Source organism: Candidatus Methylomirabilota bacterium (genome assembly GCA_028870115.1).
GTDB lineage: Bacteria > Methylomirabilota > Methylomirabilia > Methylomirabilales > Methylomirabilaceae > Methylomirabilis.
Window position 1 is genome coordinate 1 of the sequence record JAGWQH010000028.1, and the last position, 19162, is coordinate 19162.

Genomic DNA, 19162 nt, shown 5'->3' on the forward strand with positions numbered 1-19162 from the left:
AATAACGTCAAACAGTTACAGCCCTGATTCGGCCGTTTTCTGCACTACATTGTCAATGATCTTGGGCCGGTTGGGCAGCAAGATGTTCATCCGCTGGAGCAGCACCCTCAGGGCTTTTGAAGGGGTAGAGACCACTCTCAGCCGGATGGTCTTATCTTTCGCAGGCAGCAGGACATCCAAGGATCGCACCTCCCGCATCTCCTCAAGGAGCTTTCTCGGCGCGGTGCCGAGTCCAGCCGCCTTCATCCACTGCTGCAGCGTTCGCCACATGGCCAGGGCCAGAAAACAGACCAGGATATGGGCCTGGGTCCGGTCCTGTCGCTGATGGTAGATCGGCCGCATCCCGAGATCCGACTTTTCGGTCCTGAAGGCCTCTTCCACTTCGGTCAACTGGATATAGCGCCTCCAGATGGTCGTCGGATCAGCCTCCTGCCAGTTGGTGCGCAGGAGATAACTGCCGCCGCTCTGCAGCGCCCACCGATACCGGTCGTCGTGCTTGATGATCTCGATGGCCAATCGCGTCTCCTGACCCATCACGGTTTCCGTCACCGTCACGGTGAAGAGGGAGGCGGCCCGGCTATTGCGCTCCAGGAGCCGTCCGATGCGACGTTCGGCCTTTTGCCGATCCCGGAGTCGGCCCTGGTCGGCCTGGGCTTGCAGGCTGTGCAGTCCAGCCTCCAGGCGGATAAGAAACCGGTCGAGGATGGCCGCCTCCTTGTCTTTCCGGCGTGCGGACCGGCACAGCACAAAGGTGTCCGCTCCGCCGTCCGGTGACGCACACCGCTTGACCTCGACACCGGGCTGCACCTCCTCCCAGTCGTGGGCCAGCAGCTCGTGCTCGAACTTTCTGAGCATCGACTTCGGGGTCCCGACGAGGTAGCGTGCACCCCGCTGCCGCAGAAACTCCATGTTGTCTTCGCTGACCATCCCCCGGTCCATGACCCAGATCCGATCGGCCTGACCGTACTTGCGCTCCATGGTCAGCACCATGTCCTTGGTGGTGGTGACATCGGGACGATTGCCGTCGAAGACTTCAAAGGCCAGGGGCAAGCCCTCCCGGCTCGTCACCAGGCCGATACAGACCTGGGGACAGTCCGGGCGGCCATCGCGGCTGTAGCCTCTCCTGGCCTGCGGATTCCCGTGCGCCCGGCCTTCCCAATAGGCGGAGGTGATATCGTAAAACAGAAAGTCGAAGGTCGCCCCAAAGAGTTCGCCGTAGCGGTCCTGCAGGTGTCGGCACAGGGCGTCTTTGTGTGGCAGCAGCGCATCCAGGGCGCGGTAGAGGCGATCGTCGTTGATCCTGTCCGTGGGTACGCCGACCAGGTCCTCCAGCGCGGTCTTGGCATACCAGGAGTCGGCAATCTGCAGTTCCGACGACGGGGCGCAAAAGCGTGCAATGGTCAGGAGGCAGGCCATGACGGACCATGGGATCGCTTCTCGGCCTTCGGCCATCTGCGCGGCACACCAGGTGGCCAAGCCGAGCCGGTGCCACAGAAGCAGGGCCAGATACACCTCGCCGAAGTGTCGCAGCCGCTCGACTCTGACGCGAGTGAGATCGATGGTCACCCAGGCCGGCGGCTCGACCGTCTGTGTAAAGAGGCTGTCTTGTGGTGAGGACTTCCCGGTGAGCAGGCGGCCGATGGCTTCCCAGCCGATCCGTTCCTCTCGGTCCAGTCCCGGCAGTTTCCCGATCGTGGCGACGAGACGCTGGCGAGGGCCTCGTGCGGTGCGGATGGATTCCACCAGCGACCAGTAGCCGTACTCCTCGCCGTCCACGCGCTTGTCATGTCGCCGCAAGTACATGCCCGACGTTATGCCCGATCTCGGCGTCCACCGCAAGAGGCTTTTCTGCACTACACGCGGTTTTCAGCATCCGGCGCTTCCGGATCACGGAGTGACGCGGTCCGGCTGATCGACGAGCGGTCTTTTTGGTGCAGATCGAGCCACTACTGCGGAAGATGGGCTAACGTTGCTGTACCAGCCAGAGTACCGGACCACGTGCTCGCCGTGGTTGGGGATGTGCGCGGTGAGGGCGGCCAGCCAGTCCAGGGCGGGGAAGAGCTCGAAGTTTCGCGTGAGACGGGGTGCATCTTGGAGCGGTAGATGACAGTCTGGGTCTTCGCCTGATAGCGCAGCTTCTCCTGGGAGAAGGGGGAGCGGAGGATAACCAACTCTTCTCACGCGAAGCTGAGCGCTCAGCGACCCCCTGCAAGATGTGGTAGATCTTCGGTAACAGGCACCGCAGCGCGCTCTACCAACGCGACATATCTTTCCATGGAGTGGGCCTTGAACGTAAACACTGATGCGAAGTTGCGCCACAGGCGGCGCAGCCAGAAATCCGCGACGGCGTGCACATCGCTCACGTCGAAGTGGATAGTACCGGCGCTGTCAAAGTAGACCAACTGGCCGACATGCACGTATCCCGTACTAAAGAGCGGCACACGCGGGACCAGGTCTGCGTGATTAACAAATCGGAACGTGCGATCACCCATGCGCAGATCGTAGTCCCTCGCGAATTCACTATTGCCCACTCTCGGCGCACCAAAGAGGTAGACACCTTGGACGTCGATATCATCCGCCAATAGCTGTGTGGCCACGAGGAGCGCAATAGCGCCGCCGAGGCTATGACCAGTCAGCCATATTGGCTTCCCGCCCGCCGACGCTTCTGCGATCAGCGATGGGAGCTCATAAAGTTTCCACAACATTTCAAATGCTGCCTTGAAGCCCGAGTGGAATCTGTACAGGCTGACTTCTCTTGTTTTGTCCCGCCGTTCCTCATATGTCGTCGGCCGCAAATCCTGGCCCACATATCCGAACTCCAGATGTCCGAAGAGGTCAATGGTGAACACATCCCAGAAAATCCCTTTGAACCGATTTACTTGTGTACCGCGGAACGAAACGATTACTTTCTCCGCATCGTGCAGTAAGAGCGCTTGCTGGTTCATAACCGTTTCGCCAGGGAATGTCGTCTTCAGTCCCCAACGAGCGGCAGCTTCGCGCATCTTCGCTACGGGATCGTATGCGAGGCTCGATATCCCCGCGAGCCACACGGCATTGGCTGTGCTATAGGCCGTTGCGTGTGCCTCAAACGGACCGCCTTGCCTCACAGCGCCGAATCTCCGCGGCGTACATTGCTCGCTCGATATCCCGTGCGGACGCGATTGCCGGAAAGTCGCATGAGGCACAAACATCGGTGCCGGAAGCATTACCCGCTCCACAAAGATGGCAAGTCCACGGGTAGCGAATCATGCAAGAACAAATGGCTCAGCGGCGTAGATATAGGAATTTTAAACGCCCTTTTTCGCTGATAAAAAAAGTACCACTGGGCTAGTGGGTTTGTCAAACACGCGAGTCTTCGGTCTAGGCTGATAGGTTGATAGGAATTTGCTTTTTGGGCCGGCCGTGGTGAGACGTCATGGACACCCCTCGGCGGGACCGCACCGCATCAGCCATTGTTCCTTTTTCCTAGGCATAGCTACGGCGGTATCATCAGGTGGTTCCCCGAATTGTGTCAACGGAAAAGACAGCTTAGATGTCCGACATGATCGAGCTGTAGTCGCGGAATTGGCAGTATAGGTTACAACCACTTACCCCTGTGTCCACGTTTGGGGTGCACCACGCAACCGAGACCACCACGAGCCAGTGCCGCACGGGTTCGGCGCTTCCAGATCCCCTGCCCGCATCGTCGCGCTGCTCGCTCGCCCCCGTCGGGCGGCCTCGACACCCCTCTCCCGGCACGCACCGGCCTCTCGCCCGGAACGCCGCTTCAGTCGCTCAGAGACCCAACCAATCCGCCTGCCGGATCGCTCTCAGGCAGAGGCATCCCTCGCTTCTCGGGTTCGCCCACCGACACACGACCAGATCGTCCTCTCCGTGCGTCTCCTGACTCACGCACAGTTCCAGCACATGACAGATCCTTATGCCTTGACCGGATCCCTCCCCATCACCCCCCCTTGGCACCGTGCGACACCGCGCCTATGCTCAACTCGATAGAGAAACACCGCGATGAAAGGTCTTACACCCCAGTGCTACTCCATCTGCTCGACCGAAACTACGCGGCACCGCCAGTCGAAGACTACATTCGGCGCCGCCGCTCCGTTGGCACCCCAGGCGTAGGCTCTGATTTCGAGGTCCTTGAAGCCGTTGACCGTTGGATCGATCAGCGAATAGTCCAGTGTGAGGAAGGAAGGCGTTTGAGCAAGTGGCGTGGCAACTACATTCACCGGTGCGGCTACGAACACGTTGCCGCCCGTGGCGGCGGCATCACAAACAAACTCGGAGAGTCGAAAGACTGTTTTCCCGTCGCTGCCGGTGGAAGAAACTCCACTTACATCCCTTAGTTTGACATTAATGCAGTACTTGAACGGCGGCGGGAAGAGAAGATTAACCCAGGTGGCGAGACCGTCCGAGGATGAATATGTTCCCTTGGGCACAAATAGATTGAACGTTCCAGCCCGAGCCGTAGCCGCGTCGACTTCGTGACCGACCAATGCTTCGAAGTGTTTCTTCATTTCCAATTCTTTGGGCTTCCTCTCCATTTCGTCCTCCTTAGGTTGCGCGCTATCATTTACAGGGTTTTTTCCGGAGTTTATGAGGGAATGTAGAATACCATGCCGGTGGGGGCGCCGCCAAGTACGGCGGTGAACTGCCCCCAATTGTTGTACCACCCTCAATGTTGGTCATGCACACACATCTGGCCGGTAAGTTCCTTGTATCATGAGGCGCCCTTAATGTCGACGAAGGGGATCAAAAATTCAACGCATCAATTGGCAGATAAACTTGCTCGATCTAGTTTGCCCTATTCGCGCCAGGCGTCTGATGGCTCCCCCCCGTCGAAATAAAACCACTGGACGTGCCCACAGTGGGAACATGTGAAAATCCTATATGTGCCAGCGCCAGTTGGATTAACCCCCATGTTTGCCAGTAGGGCTCGCTTTCGATCCGCAGCAATTCGGTAGGTCCCAAGCCCGCATACCTTGCAGCGCCGTTTAGCCTTAAGATCAAGACGACAGGCGTTATCGTCAATTAGAGATAAGACTTGATCAATCTCCGCAAGCAGCCTGCTTGCATCAGGAAGACAGTCTTTCTCGTGTTCCACGATGCATTTCTTGAGAAGAGGGTTCGCCCACTCAATTGCCCGAGCCTCGGGAAATTTCGTTTCTACGTTGAACTCCGAGCTTTCAAAGTACCAGAGCCGAAGGATCGGTAGTCCTGAAACCATGTACCACAGGACCTTGCCGAGGCAAAACACGTCGAAGGCAGGGGTTATCGTTTCAACGCGCATCCCCATTGCCCACCCAGGCATCCAGTCGCGGCTTCCTACGTTCTCCCATTTGTCTGAAATTCTGGTGCGTTGAGTGTCTACGAAGTAAATCAATCCAAAATCCCCGAGAACCAGATTGTCTGCCGCATCAACGAAAATGTTCTGCGGCTTGATATCCCTATGCACAAAACCCTTTTTGTGTAACTCGGAAGCTCCCTCCACGAGCGGTCGAAACGCTTTGAGTGCACGTGCGAAGTCTCCGAAAAATCTGCTTTGATTTTTCGCAAGAGTTCCCTTTGGATAGTATTGAGAGACAAACCACTTGGATTCTGGATCAGCATCGAGAATCTTTAGGAGATTGGGATGCGAAATATCGGACATCGCTTGAATTTCGCACCTTATGCGGGCGTCAGCTCGGTCGGGATCTCTTGCCTCTTTGGGTTGATGCAGAACTTTCAGAGCGCCATGATGAGATGGGTCTTCCATTTGAACAAGAGCAACCACCGATTCCCGAAACGCGTCGAAGTGATCCTTCTTCGGCTCTTGGAAATCGGATTGGGCCAAGTATACAATCGCTTTTCTTAAGGCCGGTCGAAGATGACCCTCTACATCAAACTTGGAGCCATCGAGGGCGCGGTAGACTTTTCCCTGCCCCCCTTCGGGGAGCTCTTCAATGATTTTCCATCGATTGGAATGATCCATTTACTTTCACTTTTTGCTTTCTGGGGAATGGTCTTGGCCGCGGCCAGCAGATGGCCAGATTTTATCGGCAGACAAGCAGAGGCGTCAAGAGGCTTCTGGGTGACATCTTGCGACAAAGCACCCAGCCACTTTCCTGGGTTCCCCGCAGTATAGATTTCAACCACTAACCCGCACAAGCATCGGAACGCCTGGCCGAGTTCAATCGGAATCGGTGACCGGTTTGCGATTGGAATAGGTGGCAGATTGCCCTCTGTGCCAATAATAGTGAGACACCTGCCCCCCCTGTAAATTAGTGTAGAGGGCGGGGAGGAGCACACATCATGAGAACTGACACGATCAACGCACGTCAGGGCATCCCAGTCGCCCGCCGAATCCCCGCACGTCCGTGGGTCGACCCAGTACGCACCGCCGAGCCGCAGCGGGCTGCCTCAGCAGCTCCGGCCGATCCCGAGGTGCCGGCCAAGGCGGCCAGGCGACGCTTTACCGCCGCCGACAAGCTGCGTATCCTAAAGCTCGCCGATGCCTGCACGGTGCCGGGAAGCCGGGGAGCGCTCCTGCGCCGGGAGGGGCTGTATTCGTCGGACCTCACGACCTGGCGACGTCAGCGGGAGGCCGGCACCCTGTCCGCGCTGACGCCACAGAAGCGGGGTCGCAAGGCCCCAGGTCGCGATCCGCTGCGGCGCGAGAATGCCCAGCTCCGCACGGAGAACGAACGGCTGACGCGGCGCCTTCGACAGGCCGAACTCATCATGGACGTTCAAAACAAAGTCTCGCAGATGTTGGGGATCCCGCTGGCGACCGTCGAGGCAGGAGACAGCGACTGATGACCGTCGCGCGCACCCTGGCCTCCGAGGTGGGGATCACGCCGGCCTGCGACGCACTCGGCCTGTCCCGTGCCGGGTTCTATCGGACGCAAGCCCGGAACAATGCGCCTCCTGTGGAGCCCACGAGGCGGCTGAGCCCTGCGCGTGCCCTGTCTGCCGACGAACGGCAGGGGGTGCTCGACCTGCTGCACGCGGACCGGTTTGTGAATCAGGCGCCCCATGAGGTCTATGCGGCTCTGCTGGATGAAGGCGACTATCGGTGCTCTATCCGCACCATGTACCGCATCCTCAACGACCACACCGAGGTCAAGGAGCGTCGGAATCAGCTCCGCCACCCGGTGTATCAGACACCCGAGCTGCTGGCCACGGCCCCGAACCAGGTCTGGTCCTGGGACATTACGAAGCTCCTCGGCCCCGTGACGTGGTCGTATTTCTACCTCTATGTCATTCTCGATATCTTCAGCCGCTACGTGGTGGGCTGGATGATCGCCCCGGCGGAATCGGCGGCCCTGGCCGAGACGCTGATCCGGGAGACCTGCGACAAGCAGCACATCGAGAAAGGCTGCCTGACGATCCATGCGAATCGGGGGTCGTCCATGACGTCCAAATCGGTCGCCTTCCTGCTGGCCGATCTGGGCGTGACCAAGACGCACAGCCGACCGCACACCAGCGATGACAACCCGTACTCCGAGGCCCAGTTCAAGACCCTCAAGTACCGGCCGGACTTCCCAGAGCGCTTCGGCAGCATCGAAGATACCCGGGGCTTCTGTCAGGACTTTTTCCTCTGGTACAACACCGCGCATCGACATACCGGCATCGGCCTGCTGACGCCGGCGGTCGTGCACTACGGCTTGGCGGACGAGGTGCGCGCGGCCCGCGCCGCGGTACTCCAGGCCGCCTATGCGGCCCATCCGGAGCGGTTCGTCCGCAAGATCCCGGTTCCTCCGGCGCTGCCGGAGGCGGCGTGGATCAACAAGCCGAAGCCGGCGTCCGTGAGCGAGGAGACGCGACACTAAATTCGGATACCAGGTGTCTCAAAATCATTGACACATTCCGTTGATCGGAATACGCAGTGCATAATTGACACCGGAGTATAGGGCATTCGATTCGATTTATAGGTGCGTTAGTGCGATAAGCTAAATCGACAAAAACGACAATACAATTCAAGTGTTCTGCTATTTCAGAGCACGCCCACGCAACTGCGGTGACGGTTCGCTGACTGAAAAACTGCGATCTCAGCTAACGAGCACACCTCCCACTTCGAGCCAGCGCAACGTGTCCAGTAGCAAACTTCAATCGTCCTAAAGTTTCGGAAAAGGCTTTGGTGCTTGAGTAAAATCAAAACAATCGGCCATGCCGTCGGCGTGGGCGTCTCGTTTATTCAGATGCGGCAAATTGAACACGTCTTCACAGAAACGCACCAGGCTAACGTGCGAATGCAGGACTTTTGAGATGTAGCCCTGTTTCGCATACGGGCTGACTACCAGGCATGGCACGCGTGACCCGTAACGAAAAGGTTCTCCATTGAATTGAGGGAACGCGTCCTGGGACCGCTGCGCCATTGAGCTGTCCCACTTCTCCACCACCTGAGGCGTTACGTGATCGAACCATCCGCCCCAGTCGTCAAAAGTCACGAAGATCGCCACACTGTTCCACTGCGGTCCGGCGGCGACGGCTTTGATCTGGTCCAACGTCCACTGCATTCCCTGGGTCACGTTCTGCTTGGGGTGCTCACTCAATGATGGTGTGCCCTCTGCATACAGCCAGGAAATGGTAGGCAGGTGTCCGTTGGTCGCGTCAGGAATAAACTCATCCGTCTTGCGAGTACCCGGATGATTCTTCAACGCCTTAATGTACTGGAACGGATAGCCGCCGTAATTGCCCCAGGTCAGACCTTTGTTCTCCAGAAGAATCGGTAGCGACGGCAAGTCATATGCGTCCGTCGGGCTGGGCCGATAATGATGGGCCGGATTGTTGATAATCGGCGCGGCTGCCGCGATCAGCATCAGGTGATTGGGCGTCGACGGCCCGGCGACTTCAGAAAAGTAGTTGTCGCAGAGAGTAAATTTCTTCGCGAGCTTGAAGTAGCCAGGGATATCGGCCTCTTTGTACTGAATCCGATGGACGGCATCTGCATCGCGCTTCATCCACGCTTCATGTCGATGATTCGGATCGTCATTCGGCGGATTGGGCGCGGACGCCAGCTTGATACCGTTGGCGCCCGGGAAGGTGCCGAAGTAATTGTCAAAGGAATGATTCTCCTTAACGATGATCACCACGTGTTGGATCTGGCTGTGTTGGGTCATGGGTGGTTTCTCCTTTGTGATGGCAGACAGACGGGTGATTCACTGCGCTTACAATGCCCGCCTCACCGACCTCCAGAGGTGTTAGCGACCCGGTCCGCATCGCCTCGCGCGTCCTGGCGATCGGCGCGCGCCTTGCCGGAGGTCACGAGGTAGTAGCAAAATAGCTCGTGTTCCGTCAGCTTCTTGGCGATGACGCCGGCGGCCGTCTCGATGACGCTCGCCAGCGTCTCATTGTTGATGCCGAGGCCTCCCCCGCCTCGCACCCACTCTCCCATATGGGACGTCGCTGCGGCTTCGGCCCGGAGCGCATCGGTGGTGACCTTCGCAAAGTCGTCAATCGGAATCGGAGGGCTGTTCGCATCAAACTTCGGATATCCCGCCATCTTCAGGGCCGTCGCCCTCTCCGCGGCCGGGACTTGAAACGCGGCATCGAACACGGCTTCCATGAAGATCCGAGCCAGATCCGATGCGACACGACGAGAGTCCGCCGACCCGGCCTGGACGAGCAAGGAATTCTTCGCGACGAGCACATCAGCGGACAAGCCCGGAAACACGAGCGTTGCGCCGTTGCGGTCCACAAACCCGTCTGAGGCGCTCCGGACCACCCCTGTGATCGTCATGCCTGCTGCACCCCGCCGGGCTTCTTCCGGCGCGACTTTAAATGTGATCTCGCCGAAATAGGCTTTGTTATAGGCCACCAATAGGCGTTCGACTCGCGATCCTGTCTGAGCCATCTGGGCTTCGTCGTACCGAATGCGCGCATGCAGATGCTCAACCAACTGCGGCGTGGCGGCAAGGAGAGCTGTGTACCGACCCAGTTCGAGCTTGTGCTGGCTCGAGTCGATGGTGCCCTTGAGCCTCCGAGCGAGCGGCCCTAACGTCAGGCCATGTCCGCCCAGATCGACCAAGTCCGTGACCCGCTCGCGTAGATCGTGTCGGGCCTCGTCAACCGTGATGTGAAGGTCCCGCACCACCCGATCGACCAACGCCGCCGCCCTGCCTGCCGCGACCTCCGGCTCTGCACTGCTGACTCCGGGTCCGGACCCGACGTCGGCCGGCTCGCCCGGAGACGGCTCACCATAGGTCTCGCCGCTACAGACGAGAAATCGCCTGGCGAGTTCCTTGTCGTGTTGGATCTTCTCGTATACCCTTGACTGAGGCGGAAGGGACAGTCTGGGCAGTTCGCGAAGCGGCTGATCGAGGGTGGCGCATCCGGCCGCGACGACGCACAGTGCAATCGTCAGCCGGTGAAGCAGGCGAGCAACACGCATCGAAGACCTCCTCCTTCTGAGTGCAGTGGTCGGAAGGCTCAAGGATTATTCGAGCCGACCGTCTTCCTATGAGACAATAGCCGTCGCTAGCCAGTTTTCAGTGACACTCGGTATCACAAAACACACTAAGCGGTTAGCTGTAACGCCTAACGCCGAGGCTCGCTTGCTGCGTCGGACTGAACGTAATCTCATAGGTTGCATGCCGTCAATACGCTTTTTGGCGTACATGGTCTAACTCCGACCAGCGGGAACGGAGGATGAACCGGCTCACCCAGACACGGACGATCTAGACCTTCACCCACACGAAACCCGGAAGAACCGGAAAAAAGAGCCGTATTGAGGGCCGCACTGGAGGGGGTTGGCAGTGTAGGTTACAACCACTAACCTGCACCAGGATCGGACGCCTGGCGGATTTTAGTCGGGATGAGTGCGCGATTTCTTCGTTTGAGTCCATAGATGAGCCTGATGCGCAAACCCAATGATGTGCTTCGACAGGCTCAGCACGAACGGGGGGGCAGGACAGGCTCCTATTGCCCGGCGAATCGATCAGGGGAGAAAGCCTCGAGGGGGAATGGCGGTTTCTTGCCAAGAATGAGGTCGGCGAGCAACTCTCCGGTCAGCGGTCCCAGCAGGATCCCGCTACGGTAGTGGCCCGTAGCCACGACCAGATTCGGGATATTCGCAAAGCGGCCAATGGCAGGCAGCCCGTCCGGTAGGCGTGGACGTAGTCCGGCCCATACTCTGTCGAACGGCGCGGACATCAAAGTCGGCACCATCGCCTTGGCAGCCCCGCACAGCCCTGTCACACCGGCGAGAGTGGGGGTTGAAGCGAATCCCGCCTGCTCAACCGTAGTCCCGATCAAAAGCTCTCCGTTGAGTCGCGGAACAAGATACCCCAATGAGCCCCAGACAAGATGAGTCAACAGGGGCCGGTCAAACCGGGTCCGAACGATCTGACCTCGCACAGGCTCCATGGGCAGCCCGTGGCCGATGAGATCCAAGAGGCGGCCGGACCATGCGCCGGCGCACGCCACCACGGTATCTGCCAGGAACGTCTTACCGCCGACGTTGACACCTCGCACCCGGTCCTCGTCGAGAACGAAGTCGATCGCCTCGACGTTCTCCAGAATCTGTGCGCCGCCGGCACGGGCTCCCTCCGCCAGCGCGGATACGACGGTACAGGGTCGAACATGAGCCTCATCCGGAAAGAAGAGCGCGCCTCCAATCTCAGGATTCAGGACGGGTTCCAACGCGCGCACCTCACGTCCCGAAAGTTCCTCTACGCGAAGGCCGGCCGCTCGCTGCCAGGCGGCTCGTCCTTTGGCGGCTTCATGCTCGGTCGGATCGACGAGATACAGCAGTCCCCATCGGCAATATTCAATGTCCTCTCCGGTTGCGTCCCGAAGCTCATCGGCCAGCGTCCGATAGCGATCCCTTGCGGCGAGACAAAGGTCGAGGAAGGGCCCGGGGCCTTCTGCCTCGCCTTGAGGCACCAGCATACCTGCAGAAGCCCGCGACGCCTCACGCCCGAGCTTTCCACGCTCGATCAGGACGACACGCTTAACGTGAGCTCGGGTCAGGGCGTAGGCGCAGGCCACGCCGATAATCCCGCCACCGATGATGATAACATCCGCGCCTTTAGCCATGGTTATATGAGGGTACCGTATGTATCTATAGGGAAATCGTTACGTTGCACTAAAAGTTGCGCTCAATGGTGAAAAACGATGTCTGGAAAAAGGACCAAGGTCATGGCAACAGCGAGTAGCACTGGAACGATCGCCAGAGCGTAGATCAGCCAATTTTCAGATTTCAGGTGCATGTAGTTCAGTGCGACAAGCACCGCCTTGACGGCTGCAATGGCGAAGATCAGGCCAACAACAGCCGACTTCTCAATGGGTAACAGGGTAGCGAGGACCCCGGCCAGCATCAATACGACCAGCCATATCCAGATCGCTACATAGTGAGGGTGAACCTGTTCAGCAGTCACTTGGCGTATCCTTTACACAACAACTCGACGACTCGTCGGGCGCATATACAGCAGACGCAGGTACTAATATCATAGTTTTAGTACGAAAGATAGAGCAGTGGAAAGAGAAAGATCCACACGATGTCAACAAAGTGCCAGTATAACCCCGCAACTTCGATGCGATAGCCGGTGTTCAATCCCTTCCCTGCCGCCAGCAACAGGATGAAGTTCACAACAATCCCGGCGAGGACGTGTAGCGCGTGCAGTCCCGTCAGCATATAGTAAAAGGACCAGAAGGAACCGCTCCACGGTACGGCGCCCTCCATAATGTGGGAGGTATACTCATAGGCTTTGATGCCGAGGAACGCCAGCCCGAGCAGGATGGTGAGCAGCAGGAATTTGCGCACTCCACGCTGATCCATCTTTTGGTAGGCGGCAAAGGCCATCGCCATCGTCATACTGCTGGTCAGCAGGACAAAGGTATTGATCGTCGCCAGGGGGGTGCTCAGATGGGCGGCCTCTGCCGACCATCCTGGACCGGCCGCCCGAGCCATGATATAACTGCCGATGGCGCCGCCAAAGATCATCACCTCAGAGGCGATCAACCACCAGAGCGCGATCTTGCCACGACGCGCGGGAGTGAACTGTTCGGTTACGACGGCCATACCTGTTAACGCTGCTCTCAGGCAGATCTCGCCGCTAAGGGGCGATCCTGCGGAAGATAATCTTCATGAACACCTGGAAGGCTGTACTCATAGGGGCCGCGGTAGACTGTTGGGATCGCCTCTCCCCAGTTACCGTGGGGCGGCGGTGATGGAACGGTCCACTCCAATGTCGCTGCCTCCCAGGGGTTGCGCTCCGCCTTCCTGCCGGCTACAACGCTCCAGACAAAGTTGATCAGGAACAGAAACTGAGCCAACGTGAGTCCAATCGCACTGATTGTAATGTAGATGTTCAACGAGTGAACCGGTTGGAGAAACTCGTACTGAAGCGGGTTTGCGATGCGGCGCGGCATCCCGGCGAGGCCGACGGCATGCATGGGGAAGAATGTGAGATTAAAAAAGATGAAGGTAAGCACAAAGTGAAGATTCCCCAGGGTCGCATTCATCATCCGACCGAACATCTTTGGAAACCAGAAGTAGATGCCGGTAAAACTGCCGAATATGACGACGCTTAACAGGACGTAGTGAAAGTGGGCCACGACAAAGTAAGTTCCGTGGACCTGAATGTTGGCCGGTGCAGAACCAAGGACGATGCCGGTGAGTCCCCCGGTAATGAACATGACGACGAAAGCCAAAGCCCAGAGCATCGGTATTGCAAGCCGGATCGAGCCTCTCCACAGTGTGAGAATCATCGAGAAGACGATGAGCGCAATCGGGACGGAGATTAAGATCGTGCTGATGCTGAACGGCATCGCCAGTCGAGGATCCATGCCGCTGATAAACATATGATGGGCCCAGACAACGAGGCTAAGGAGTCCCACGGAGATCGTCGAGTAGATGATCCACCGATAGCCAAAGATCGGTTTTCTCGAAAAGACGGCCAGGACCTCCAGCACCGCCCCAAGTCCCGGCATCAGGACGACATAGACCTCCGGATGGCCGAAAAACCAGAAGAGATGCTCCCAGAGCAGCGGGTTGCCGCCTCCTTCGGGCACAAAGAAGCTGGTCCCTAAGAGCCGGTCCATCAGGAGCATCACGGCACCGGCGATGAGAGGTCCAACAGAGAGTAAGAAGATGATGGAGGCGGTGAGTAGCTGCCAGACCATCAGCGGCAGACGGAAGAAGGTCATCCCCGGTGCCCGCATAGTGATGGCGGTCGTGAGAAAATTGACGCCTCCCATCAGGAATGAGGCAAACTCAAGCGCGTGGGCCACAAGCCACAGGTTAATTCCCCAGTTCACACCGGTATATTCGGCTCTGGCGCTCAGCGGCGCATAGCCGGTCCAACCGGCCGCCGCCGCCCCCCCGGGAACAAAGAAGGATGACAAAATTATGAGCGATGACGCAAAGAGGATCCAAAAGGAGAGCATATTGAGCCGCGGGAAGGCCATATCCCTGGCTCCGATCATGAGTGGGATTAAAAAGTTGCCAAAGGCTCCAAGCAGGATCGGCATCGCCACAAAGAACACCATAATCGTACCGTGGTTCGTGACGAGGGCGTTGTACGTCTCCGGCCCCACGAATCCGAATCCAGGGATGGATGTGTCGGGGAAGGCGAGCTGCCAGCGCATCACATAGACCAGATAGCCCCCCACAAGCGCCATAAAGAGGCCGAGGCTGAGATACTGTTTGGCGATCGTTTTGTGGTCGGTCGAGAAGATGTAGGTCCGCCAAAAGCCAAGCTCCTCATGCGCGCTACGGGCCACAGACGAGGGAATGGAGTCTGATCGTGCGCGATGACTCATGGTTGATCTATTTCCTTGACAAGGTGTGACGTGATATTTCATCTCCTGTGGCGGAAGGCCACTGCTCCTTCACCCACTTGTCGTACTCCTCAGCCGTGTGGACGATCAGATGTCCGATCATTCCAGAGTGGCCGAATCCGCAGAGCTCCGCGCAGGGGATCTCGAAGACACCGGGCTTTGTGGCCTGGAACCAGGCATGAAACTCGCGTCCGGGTATCACATTCTGTTGCAGGCGCACATTTGGCAGGTACAAGCTATGGATGACATCCTTTGACTTGAGTGTGACACCGACGACCCTGTTGACTGCAACGTGCAGCTCGTTGTCGATCTGCAGATCATCTGCCGTTCCGAACTGGCCGTCCGGTCCTGGATAGAGGATCTCCCAGTTGAACTGCTTTCCGGTCACCTGCACCTGGATCTCGCTCGGTGGCACGTGGAGCTTGACTTTCGCCCAGGCATCGCCTCCACGAAAATCGATCCACAGGTCGAGCATGAGGACGAGCGCGGTCGGGATAAGCAACCATGCGGCCCCTGAAAGCCCGTCGCCGGTAATATAGGCAGCCCGTTTTCCATCACGGCGGCGGAACAACAGCACAAAGCCGAGCAGCGCTCCTATGGTCACGATGAACCAAGGCAGCGTGATGTAAAAGATAAGCCGGAGGATTGAGTCAATCTCCCCTCCAAAGGTTGAGATATTCTCGGGAAGCCAGTCCAGGAACATATCTCACTCACCTCGATCAGACTCACCACATTGTGACAGACATGCGCCTCATGACCTACGTAAGGGTTTCTAACATTCGCCTGGGGCGGTGTCAATGTTAATCCTGTCTAGCGGATTCTAAAATCAACGCGGCTCTGCTTCAGTGCGTTGCGTTTCTCAGGCGCCAGCGACTTGGGTTCGACGATGAACAGCCGTTCCGGCTCAACCTTGTTCGATCGCAGGATGGCGTCCTTAACCTTTAAGGCGCGCTGAGAGGCCAGCAGTCGCAGATCATCGTCCTTGATCTGGATGTGGGTCAGTATCAGCTTTTCCATTTCAGGAACCGGTAGATCCTTCGCAAATCCCAAGAGGTTGCGTGGCTTAGGAAATGTTTCAGCTTTGTAGGCCAGTGTCAGGTACCGCTCGTACTCAGCGGATTCGATGTTCAGTTCATCGACCGGGATCGACGGCTGTCCTTGCTTGAGGCGCTGATTGAATTTCTGGACCTTCAGCTTCCCCATGAACTGGTGCTGCCGCAACCCCTCTTTGTCCTTCTCAAGATCAACATGGCCTTCGATCTCGAGCTTCAGCGATGGCCGCTCATACAGTGCCTTGATCAGCATCTCAATCTTTTTGACGTTCGCATCGGCCACGGCAGCGCTCCCAGGCTCGTACTCGAGATACCCCAGTTCCTCTCCACCCCCGAGAAGCGCCCCAAGCAGGGTAAATGGGGCCGTTGCCGCCTTTGAGATGAGATTAATAAGGATCTTAATAACAACCTTCCAGACGCTGAATTCAGGGTCATCAAGGCTGCCGGTCACCGGGAGGTCGAGATGGATCTCTCCTTTTCTGTCCTTGAGGAGGGCGATGGCCAATCTAACTGGCAAGTTTGTGGCGGTAGGACTCTCCACCTTCTCCCCAAGCGTCATCTGGTCCAGGAATAGATTATTTTTTGCATCGAGTCTCCGCTTGGCGATCTGATAATTCACATCGAAGGAGAGTTTGCCCTTCTCGATCGTGTAGCCGATATATTTTCCGGAGTAGGGGGTCATCGAGCTGAGGTCCATGTCCTTGAACCTGGCTTTCAGGTCTACGAAGAGGTCCTCGCGCAGCGGGTTGATCTTTCCTACGATTTCGAGGGGGGCGAACTGATTGACTTTGCCACGTAACTCGACATCCGCGAGGGTGGTTTCACCGGACGACAGTCCGGATACCCTCCCACCGATTTCTGTCAGGTCCATGGAGTAGGCCGGTTTCAGCGAAGTATCTGAAAAGTTAATGCGTCCCCCCTGGAGGGTGACCGTCTGGATTTGAACGTCAGCGCCGGTCTTACCGGAGACTTGGGCTGGGGCGGGCTGCGGCGTGGTCGGCGATGTATTCGGGAGAGACGGCTTTGCCTCGCGCGTCCCCTTTTCCATGATCTGCGCGAGGTTGACGGAGCCATCGGGATACACGATCAGGCGGGCGTAGAAGTCGGTCAGCGCGACCTTACCGATATGGACGTACGTCGGATTATAGCCTACATTGAGGTCGCCGAACGCGAGGGACTGCCAGGCCAGAAAATCCTGCGCATGAGCCTTGTCAACCGATCCGAACTGCGTCAACGATACGTCCCCCTTGTAGACAGCCTGCAAGCCCGTTCCATCCTGGTGAGTCACTGACAGATAACCCTCGGTTGATACGGCGCCCTGTGTGACGTGGATCTTAACGCGATCAGTGAAATAGGGTTGAAGAGGGCGAAGATCGATATCTTTGAGACTTACGGTCAATCGCGCGGACAGCGGGGTGATGCCGACGGGCCCTTTGACCATGATGGTCCCCCCCTTATTCAAACGGAAAGAGACAGCGGTCGTACCCTGACGACCTTTCCTGGTCGTCAGGGCGTTTGCCCTCAAGCTGATATCCTCGGCGACGAGGCTGGCCGGCTCGACAGGCGATTGATCCTCAAGTTTGATCGCATACTTTTCGGCCATCACCTTCTCGACCGTAACCAGCCAGGGTCTTTCAGTAGAGGTGATGTTGGGTTGGGTCGTCGCCGAATTCTGAGCAGGAGATGGTGTAAATAGGGTCTGGATATTGAATTGACCTTCAGGGTTCCGCCTGAGTGCGAGTGAGCCCTTGGTCGTCGAGAACTCGCCGATCACAAGTTCCCGTGTCGGCTGATCCAGACGTGTCTTCTTAACGCCAATAAAGGGAATCACCGCGAATGCTTCTGTCTCATCCCGCTTTTTGAGTTTCAGTGAGGCGATGGAGACGGAAAGATCCGAAAGATTGACTCCGGCATCCGCGGTGTCACCTGACTTGTATACATACTGAGTAGAAAGTCCGAGGGTTCCCGCCTGCACGTCGAACAACAGTCTGTCGGCATAATACGGCGAGTATTTTTTCAGTGCGATGGACTGAAGGGATGCTTGCCCTTTCACTGTGAGAGGATCGAGGGAGAGATCGCCATTGAGCGCGACCTCTTCACCGACCTCCGTTTTGACCTGTAAGGCAAAGGTCGCCGGCGTTCGACCCCTGGTGCTGAAATGCTCCACGCGCAGTTCGACAGGGTTCAACACCGTTGTGAATGGAATCGCCGTGGCCGCATCTGAAAAGGAGAGCATCCCCTTGATCAGCCGTATCCCATCAATGTCTATGATGATAGGGGTAGAGTTGTCTTGGGCCTTGGCATCAGTTGGGGTATCAGCATTCCGGGGGAAGAGGGTCTGAAGGTTCGTCATCCCGGCCCTATCGCGCCTGATGAACAGTTCAGGCGATTCCAGCGTCACGGATGCTGCGTGGAACAGCCCGGCAAGCGGTTCTGTGGGTGCGAGCGAGAGATCCAGAAGCGGAAGCGTCAGGAGTAACCGATCCTGCGCGTCGCTGACGGAAAGCTGGCGCAAGGCGACGTGGCCTTCTACTGTCAACGCTGGTTGTGGATGTTGAACAAAAGAGAGTTGCGCCTTGACGGTCAGCTTTCCTGAACGGATCGCGAAGTTGGTTTTCAGCGGCAGATAGGCAAGATAGTGGGGAATATCGAGATCGGTGATCTCGATATCGAACGCGGTCTGCCGGGACGAGGCAAACGGTTTTGTCTTGCCTTCAAGGACATACTGACTGCCGTTGATCGTTGCCGATATTCTGGGCTCGACCGATGTCTCGATATAGTAGGGGTAATTCGAGATAAATGGGATGGCGATGTTCATATCCCTGACGGTGTGACTTGTCTGCTTAGGCTGATCCAGGAGGTCCATGCTGCCGTCCACGATCCGAATATTATTGAATGAGAACCTGCTGGGGGCTGCTCCGCCACCCTGGCCCGAGCCACCCCCCGCCAGAAGATCGGAGAAGTTGTAGGAGCCGTCCTGATGGCGGACGATCCGGATGTAGGGCCGATCGAGCCTCACCTCCTTCAGAATCAGAGCCCAGCGGAACACAGAAAAGCTTTGGAGATTAATGAAGAGCTGATCAAACGACGCGAACGTTTCGGGTGTCCCACGCTCCTTAACCATGACGCCTCTGACGGTCAGTGATAGCGTGAGCGGATTGATCCTGATCTGTTGGATCGTCACCTCGCGGTGAAGCGTGTCCGAAAGTGTTCGTATCAGATACGATCGCATAAGGGGAGGGAGGCCAAAAAACGCAAAGACCGTCACGGCGACGAAGACCGCGCCAAACCAGATGAGCAGTTTCCGGATACGATGCATGGGCATCAGTCGGCTCAACGACGATAATACTAAA

General features: G+C 57.6%; 14 protein-coding genes. 2 read left to right on the plus strand and 12 right to left on the minus strand.

Features of this window, described 5'->3' with window-relative positions; translation table 11 throughout:
* Positions 1–15: 15 nt before the first annotated feature.
* The 4 genes from KGL31_02375 to KGL31_02390 form a co-directional block, all read right to left on the minus strand.
* On the minus strand, positions 16–1803 hold the full coding sequence (locus tag KGL31_02375) for an IS1634 family transposase (protein MDE2320751.1): 1788 nt from the start codon (positions 1801–1803) through the stop codon (positions 16–18).
* 392 nt (positions 1804–2195) lie between these two features.
* Positions 2196–3002 (minus strand): lipase family protein, encoded by an 807-nt coding sequence (locus KGL31_02380; protein ID MDE2320752.1) that lies wholly within the window; start codon positions 3000–3002, stop codon positions 2196–2198.
* A 1026-nt stretch (positions 3003–4028) separates the two neighbouring features.
* Positions 4029–4538 carry a hypothetical protein gene (locus KGL31_02385; protein ID MDE2320753.1) on the minus strand — a complete coding sequence of 170 codons (510 nt, stop codon included), beginning with the start codon at positions 4536–4538 and terminating at the stop codon, positions 4029–4031.
* Positions 4539–4798: 260 nt separating this feature from the next.
* Positions 4799–5965 (minus strand): protein kinase family protein, encoded by a 1167-nt coding sequence (locus KGL31_02390; GenBank protein MDE2320754.1) that lies wholly within the window; start codon positions 5963–5965, stop codon positions 4799–4801.
* A 320-nt stretch (positions 5966–6285) separates the two neighbouring features.
* Here KGL31_02390 and KGL31_02395 point away from each other — a divergent pair, with 320 nt between their 5' ends.
* Entirely contained in the window at positions 6286–6789 is a 504-nt protein-coding gene (locus tag KGL31_02395; GenBank protein ID MDE2320755.1) for a transposase, read from the plus strand.
* The gene (locus KGL31_02400; GenBank protein MDE2320756.1) at positions 6789–7805 is read left to right on the plus strand and encodes an IS3 family transposase; all 1017 of its coding nucleotides are present in this window, start codon (positions 6789–6791) and stop codon (positions 7803–7805) included. The genes KGL31_02395 and KGL31_02400 overlap by 1 nt, the downstream gene beginning before the upstream one ends.
* Before the next feature lie 285 nt (positions 7806–8090).
* Here KGL31_02400 and KGL31_02405 read toward each other — a convergent pair whose 3' ends face one another.
* The 8 genes from KGL31_02405 to KGL31_02440 form a co-directional block, all read right to left on the minus strand.
* Positions 8091–9095, minus strand: a complete 1005-nt coding sequence (locus KGL31_02405) for a hypothetical protein (GenBank protein MDE2320757.1) — start codon at positions 9093–9095, stop codon at positions 8091–8093.
* A 62-nt stretch (positions 9096–9157) separates the two neighbouring features.
* Positions 9158–10366, minus strand: coding sequence for a hypothetical protein (locus KGL31_02410; GenBank protein ID MDE2320758.1), 1209 nt, complete (start codon positions 10364–10366; stop codon positions 9158–9160).
* Positions 10367–10893: 527 nt separating this feature from the next.
* Positions 10894–12012, minus strand: coding sequence for a glycine oxidase ThiO (thiO, locus tag KGL31_02415; protein ID MDE2320759.1), 1119 nt, complete (start codon positions 12010–12012; stop codon positions 10894–10896).
* A gap of 62 nt (positions 12013–12074) precedes the next feature.
* A complete protein-coding gene (locus KGL31_02420; protein ID MDE2320760.1) occupies positions 12075–12353 on the minus strand; it encodes a cytochrome C oxidase subunit IV family protein in 279 nt (92 codons plus the stop codon).
* Positions 12354–12430: 77 nt separating this feature from the next.
* Positions 12431–12997 (minus strand): heme-copper oxidase subunit III, encoded by a 567-nt coding sequence (locus tag KGL31_02425; GenBank protein ID MDE2320761.1) that lies wholly within the window; start codon positions 12995–12997, stop codon positions 12431–12433.
* A 17-nt stretch (positions 12998–13014) separates the two neighbouring features.
* On the minus strand, positions 13015–14739 hold the full coding sequence (locus tag KGL31_02430; GenBank protein MDE2320762.1) for a cbb3-type cytochrome c oxidase subunit I: 1725 nt from the start codon (positions 14737–14739) through the stop codon (positions 13015–13017).
* 7 nt (positions 14740–14746) lie between these two features.
* Entirely contained in the window at positions 14747–15460 is a 714-nt protein-coding gene (locus tag KGL31_02435) for a hypothetical protein (GenBank protein MDE2320763.1), read from the minus strand.
* Positions 15461–15567: 107 nt separating this feature from the next.
* Positions 15568–19134: a DUF748 domain-containing protein gene (locus tag KGL31_02440; protein MDE2320764.1), complete on the minus strand. Its 3567-nt coding sequence runs from the start codon at positions 19132–19134 to the stop codon at positions 15568–15570.
* Between the last annotated feature and the right edge of the window lie 28 nt (positions 19135–19162).

Coding starts and splice junctions, on each gene's coding strand:
- KGL31_02375 (MDE2320751.1), bottom strand. CDS start 1,803: ATGTACTTGCGGCGACATGACAAGCGCGTGGACGGCGAGGAGTACGGC.
- KGL31_02380 (MDE2320752.1), bottom strand. CDS start 3,002: ATGCGCGAAGCTGCCGCTCGTTGGGGACTGAAGACGACATTCCCTGGC.
- KGL31_02385 (MDE2320753.1), bottom strand. CDS start 4,538: ATGGAGAGGAAGCCCAAAGAATTGGAAATGAAGAAACACTTCGAAGCA.
- KGL31_02390 (MDE2320754.1), bottom strand. CDS start 5,965: ATGGATCATTCCAATCGATGGAAAATCATTGAAGAGCTCCCCGAAGGG.
- KGL31_02395 (MDE2320755.1), top strand. CDS start 6,286: ATGAGAACTGACACGATCAACGCACGTCAGGGCATCCCAGTCGCCCGC.
- KGL31_02400 (MDE2320756.1), top strand. CDS start 6,789: ATGACCGTCGCGCGCACCCTGGCCTCCGAGGTGGGGATCACGCCGGCC.
- KGL31_02405 (MDE2320757.1), bottom strand. CDS start 9,095: ATGACCCAACACAGCCAGATCCAACACGTGGTGATCATCGTTAAGGAG.
- KGL31_02410 (MDE2320758.1), bottom strand. CDS start 10,366: ATGCGTGTTGCTCGCCTGCTTCACCGGCTGACGATTGCACTGTGCGTC.
- thiO (MDE2320759.1), bottom strand. CDS start 12,012: ATGGCTAAAGGCGCGGATGTTATCATCATCGGTGGCGGGATTATCGGC.
- KGL31_02425 (MDE2320761.1), bottom strand. CDS start 12,997: ATGGCCGTCGTAACCGAACAGTTCACTCCCGCGCGTCGTGGCAAGATC.
- KGL31_02430 (MDE2320762.1), bottom strand. CDS start 14,739: ATGAGTCATCGCGCACGATCAGACTCCATTCCCTCGTCTGTGGCCCGT.
- KGL31_02435 (MDE2320763.1), bottom strand. CDS start 15,460: ATGTTCCTGGACTGGCTTCCCGAGAATATCTCAACCTTTGGAGGGGAG.
- KGL31_02440 (MDE2320764.1), bottom strand. CDS start 19,134: ATGCCCATGCATCGTATCCGGAAACTGCTCATCTGGTTTGGCGCGGTC.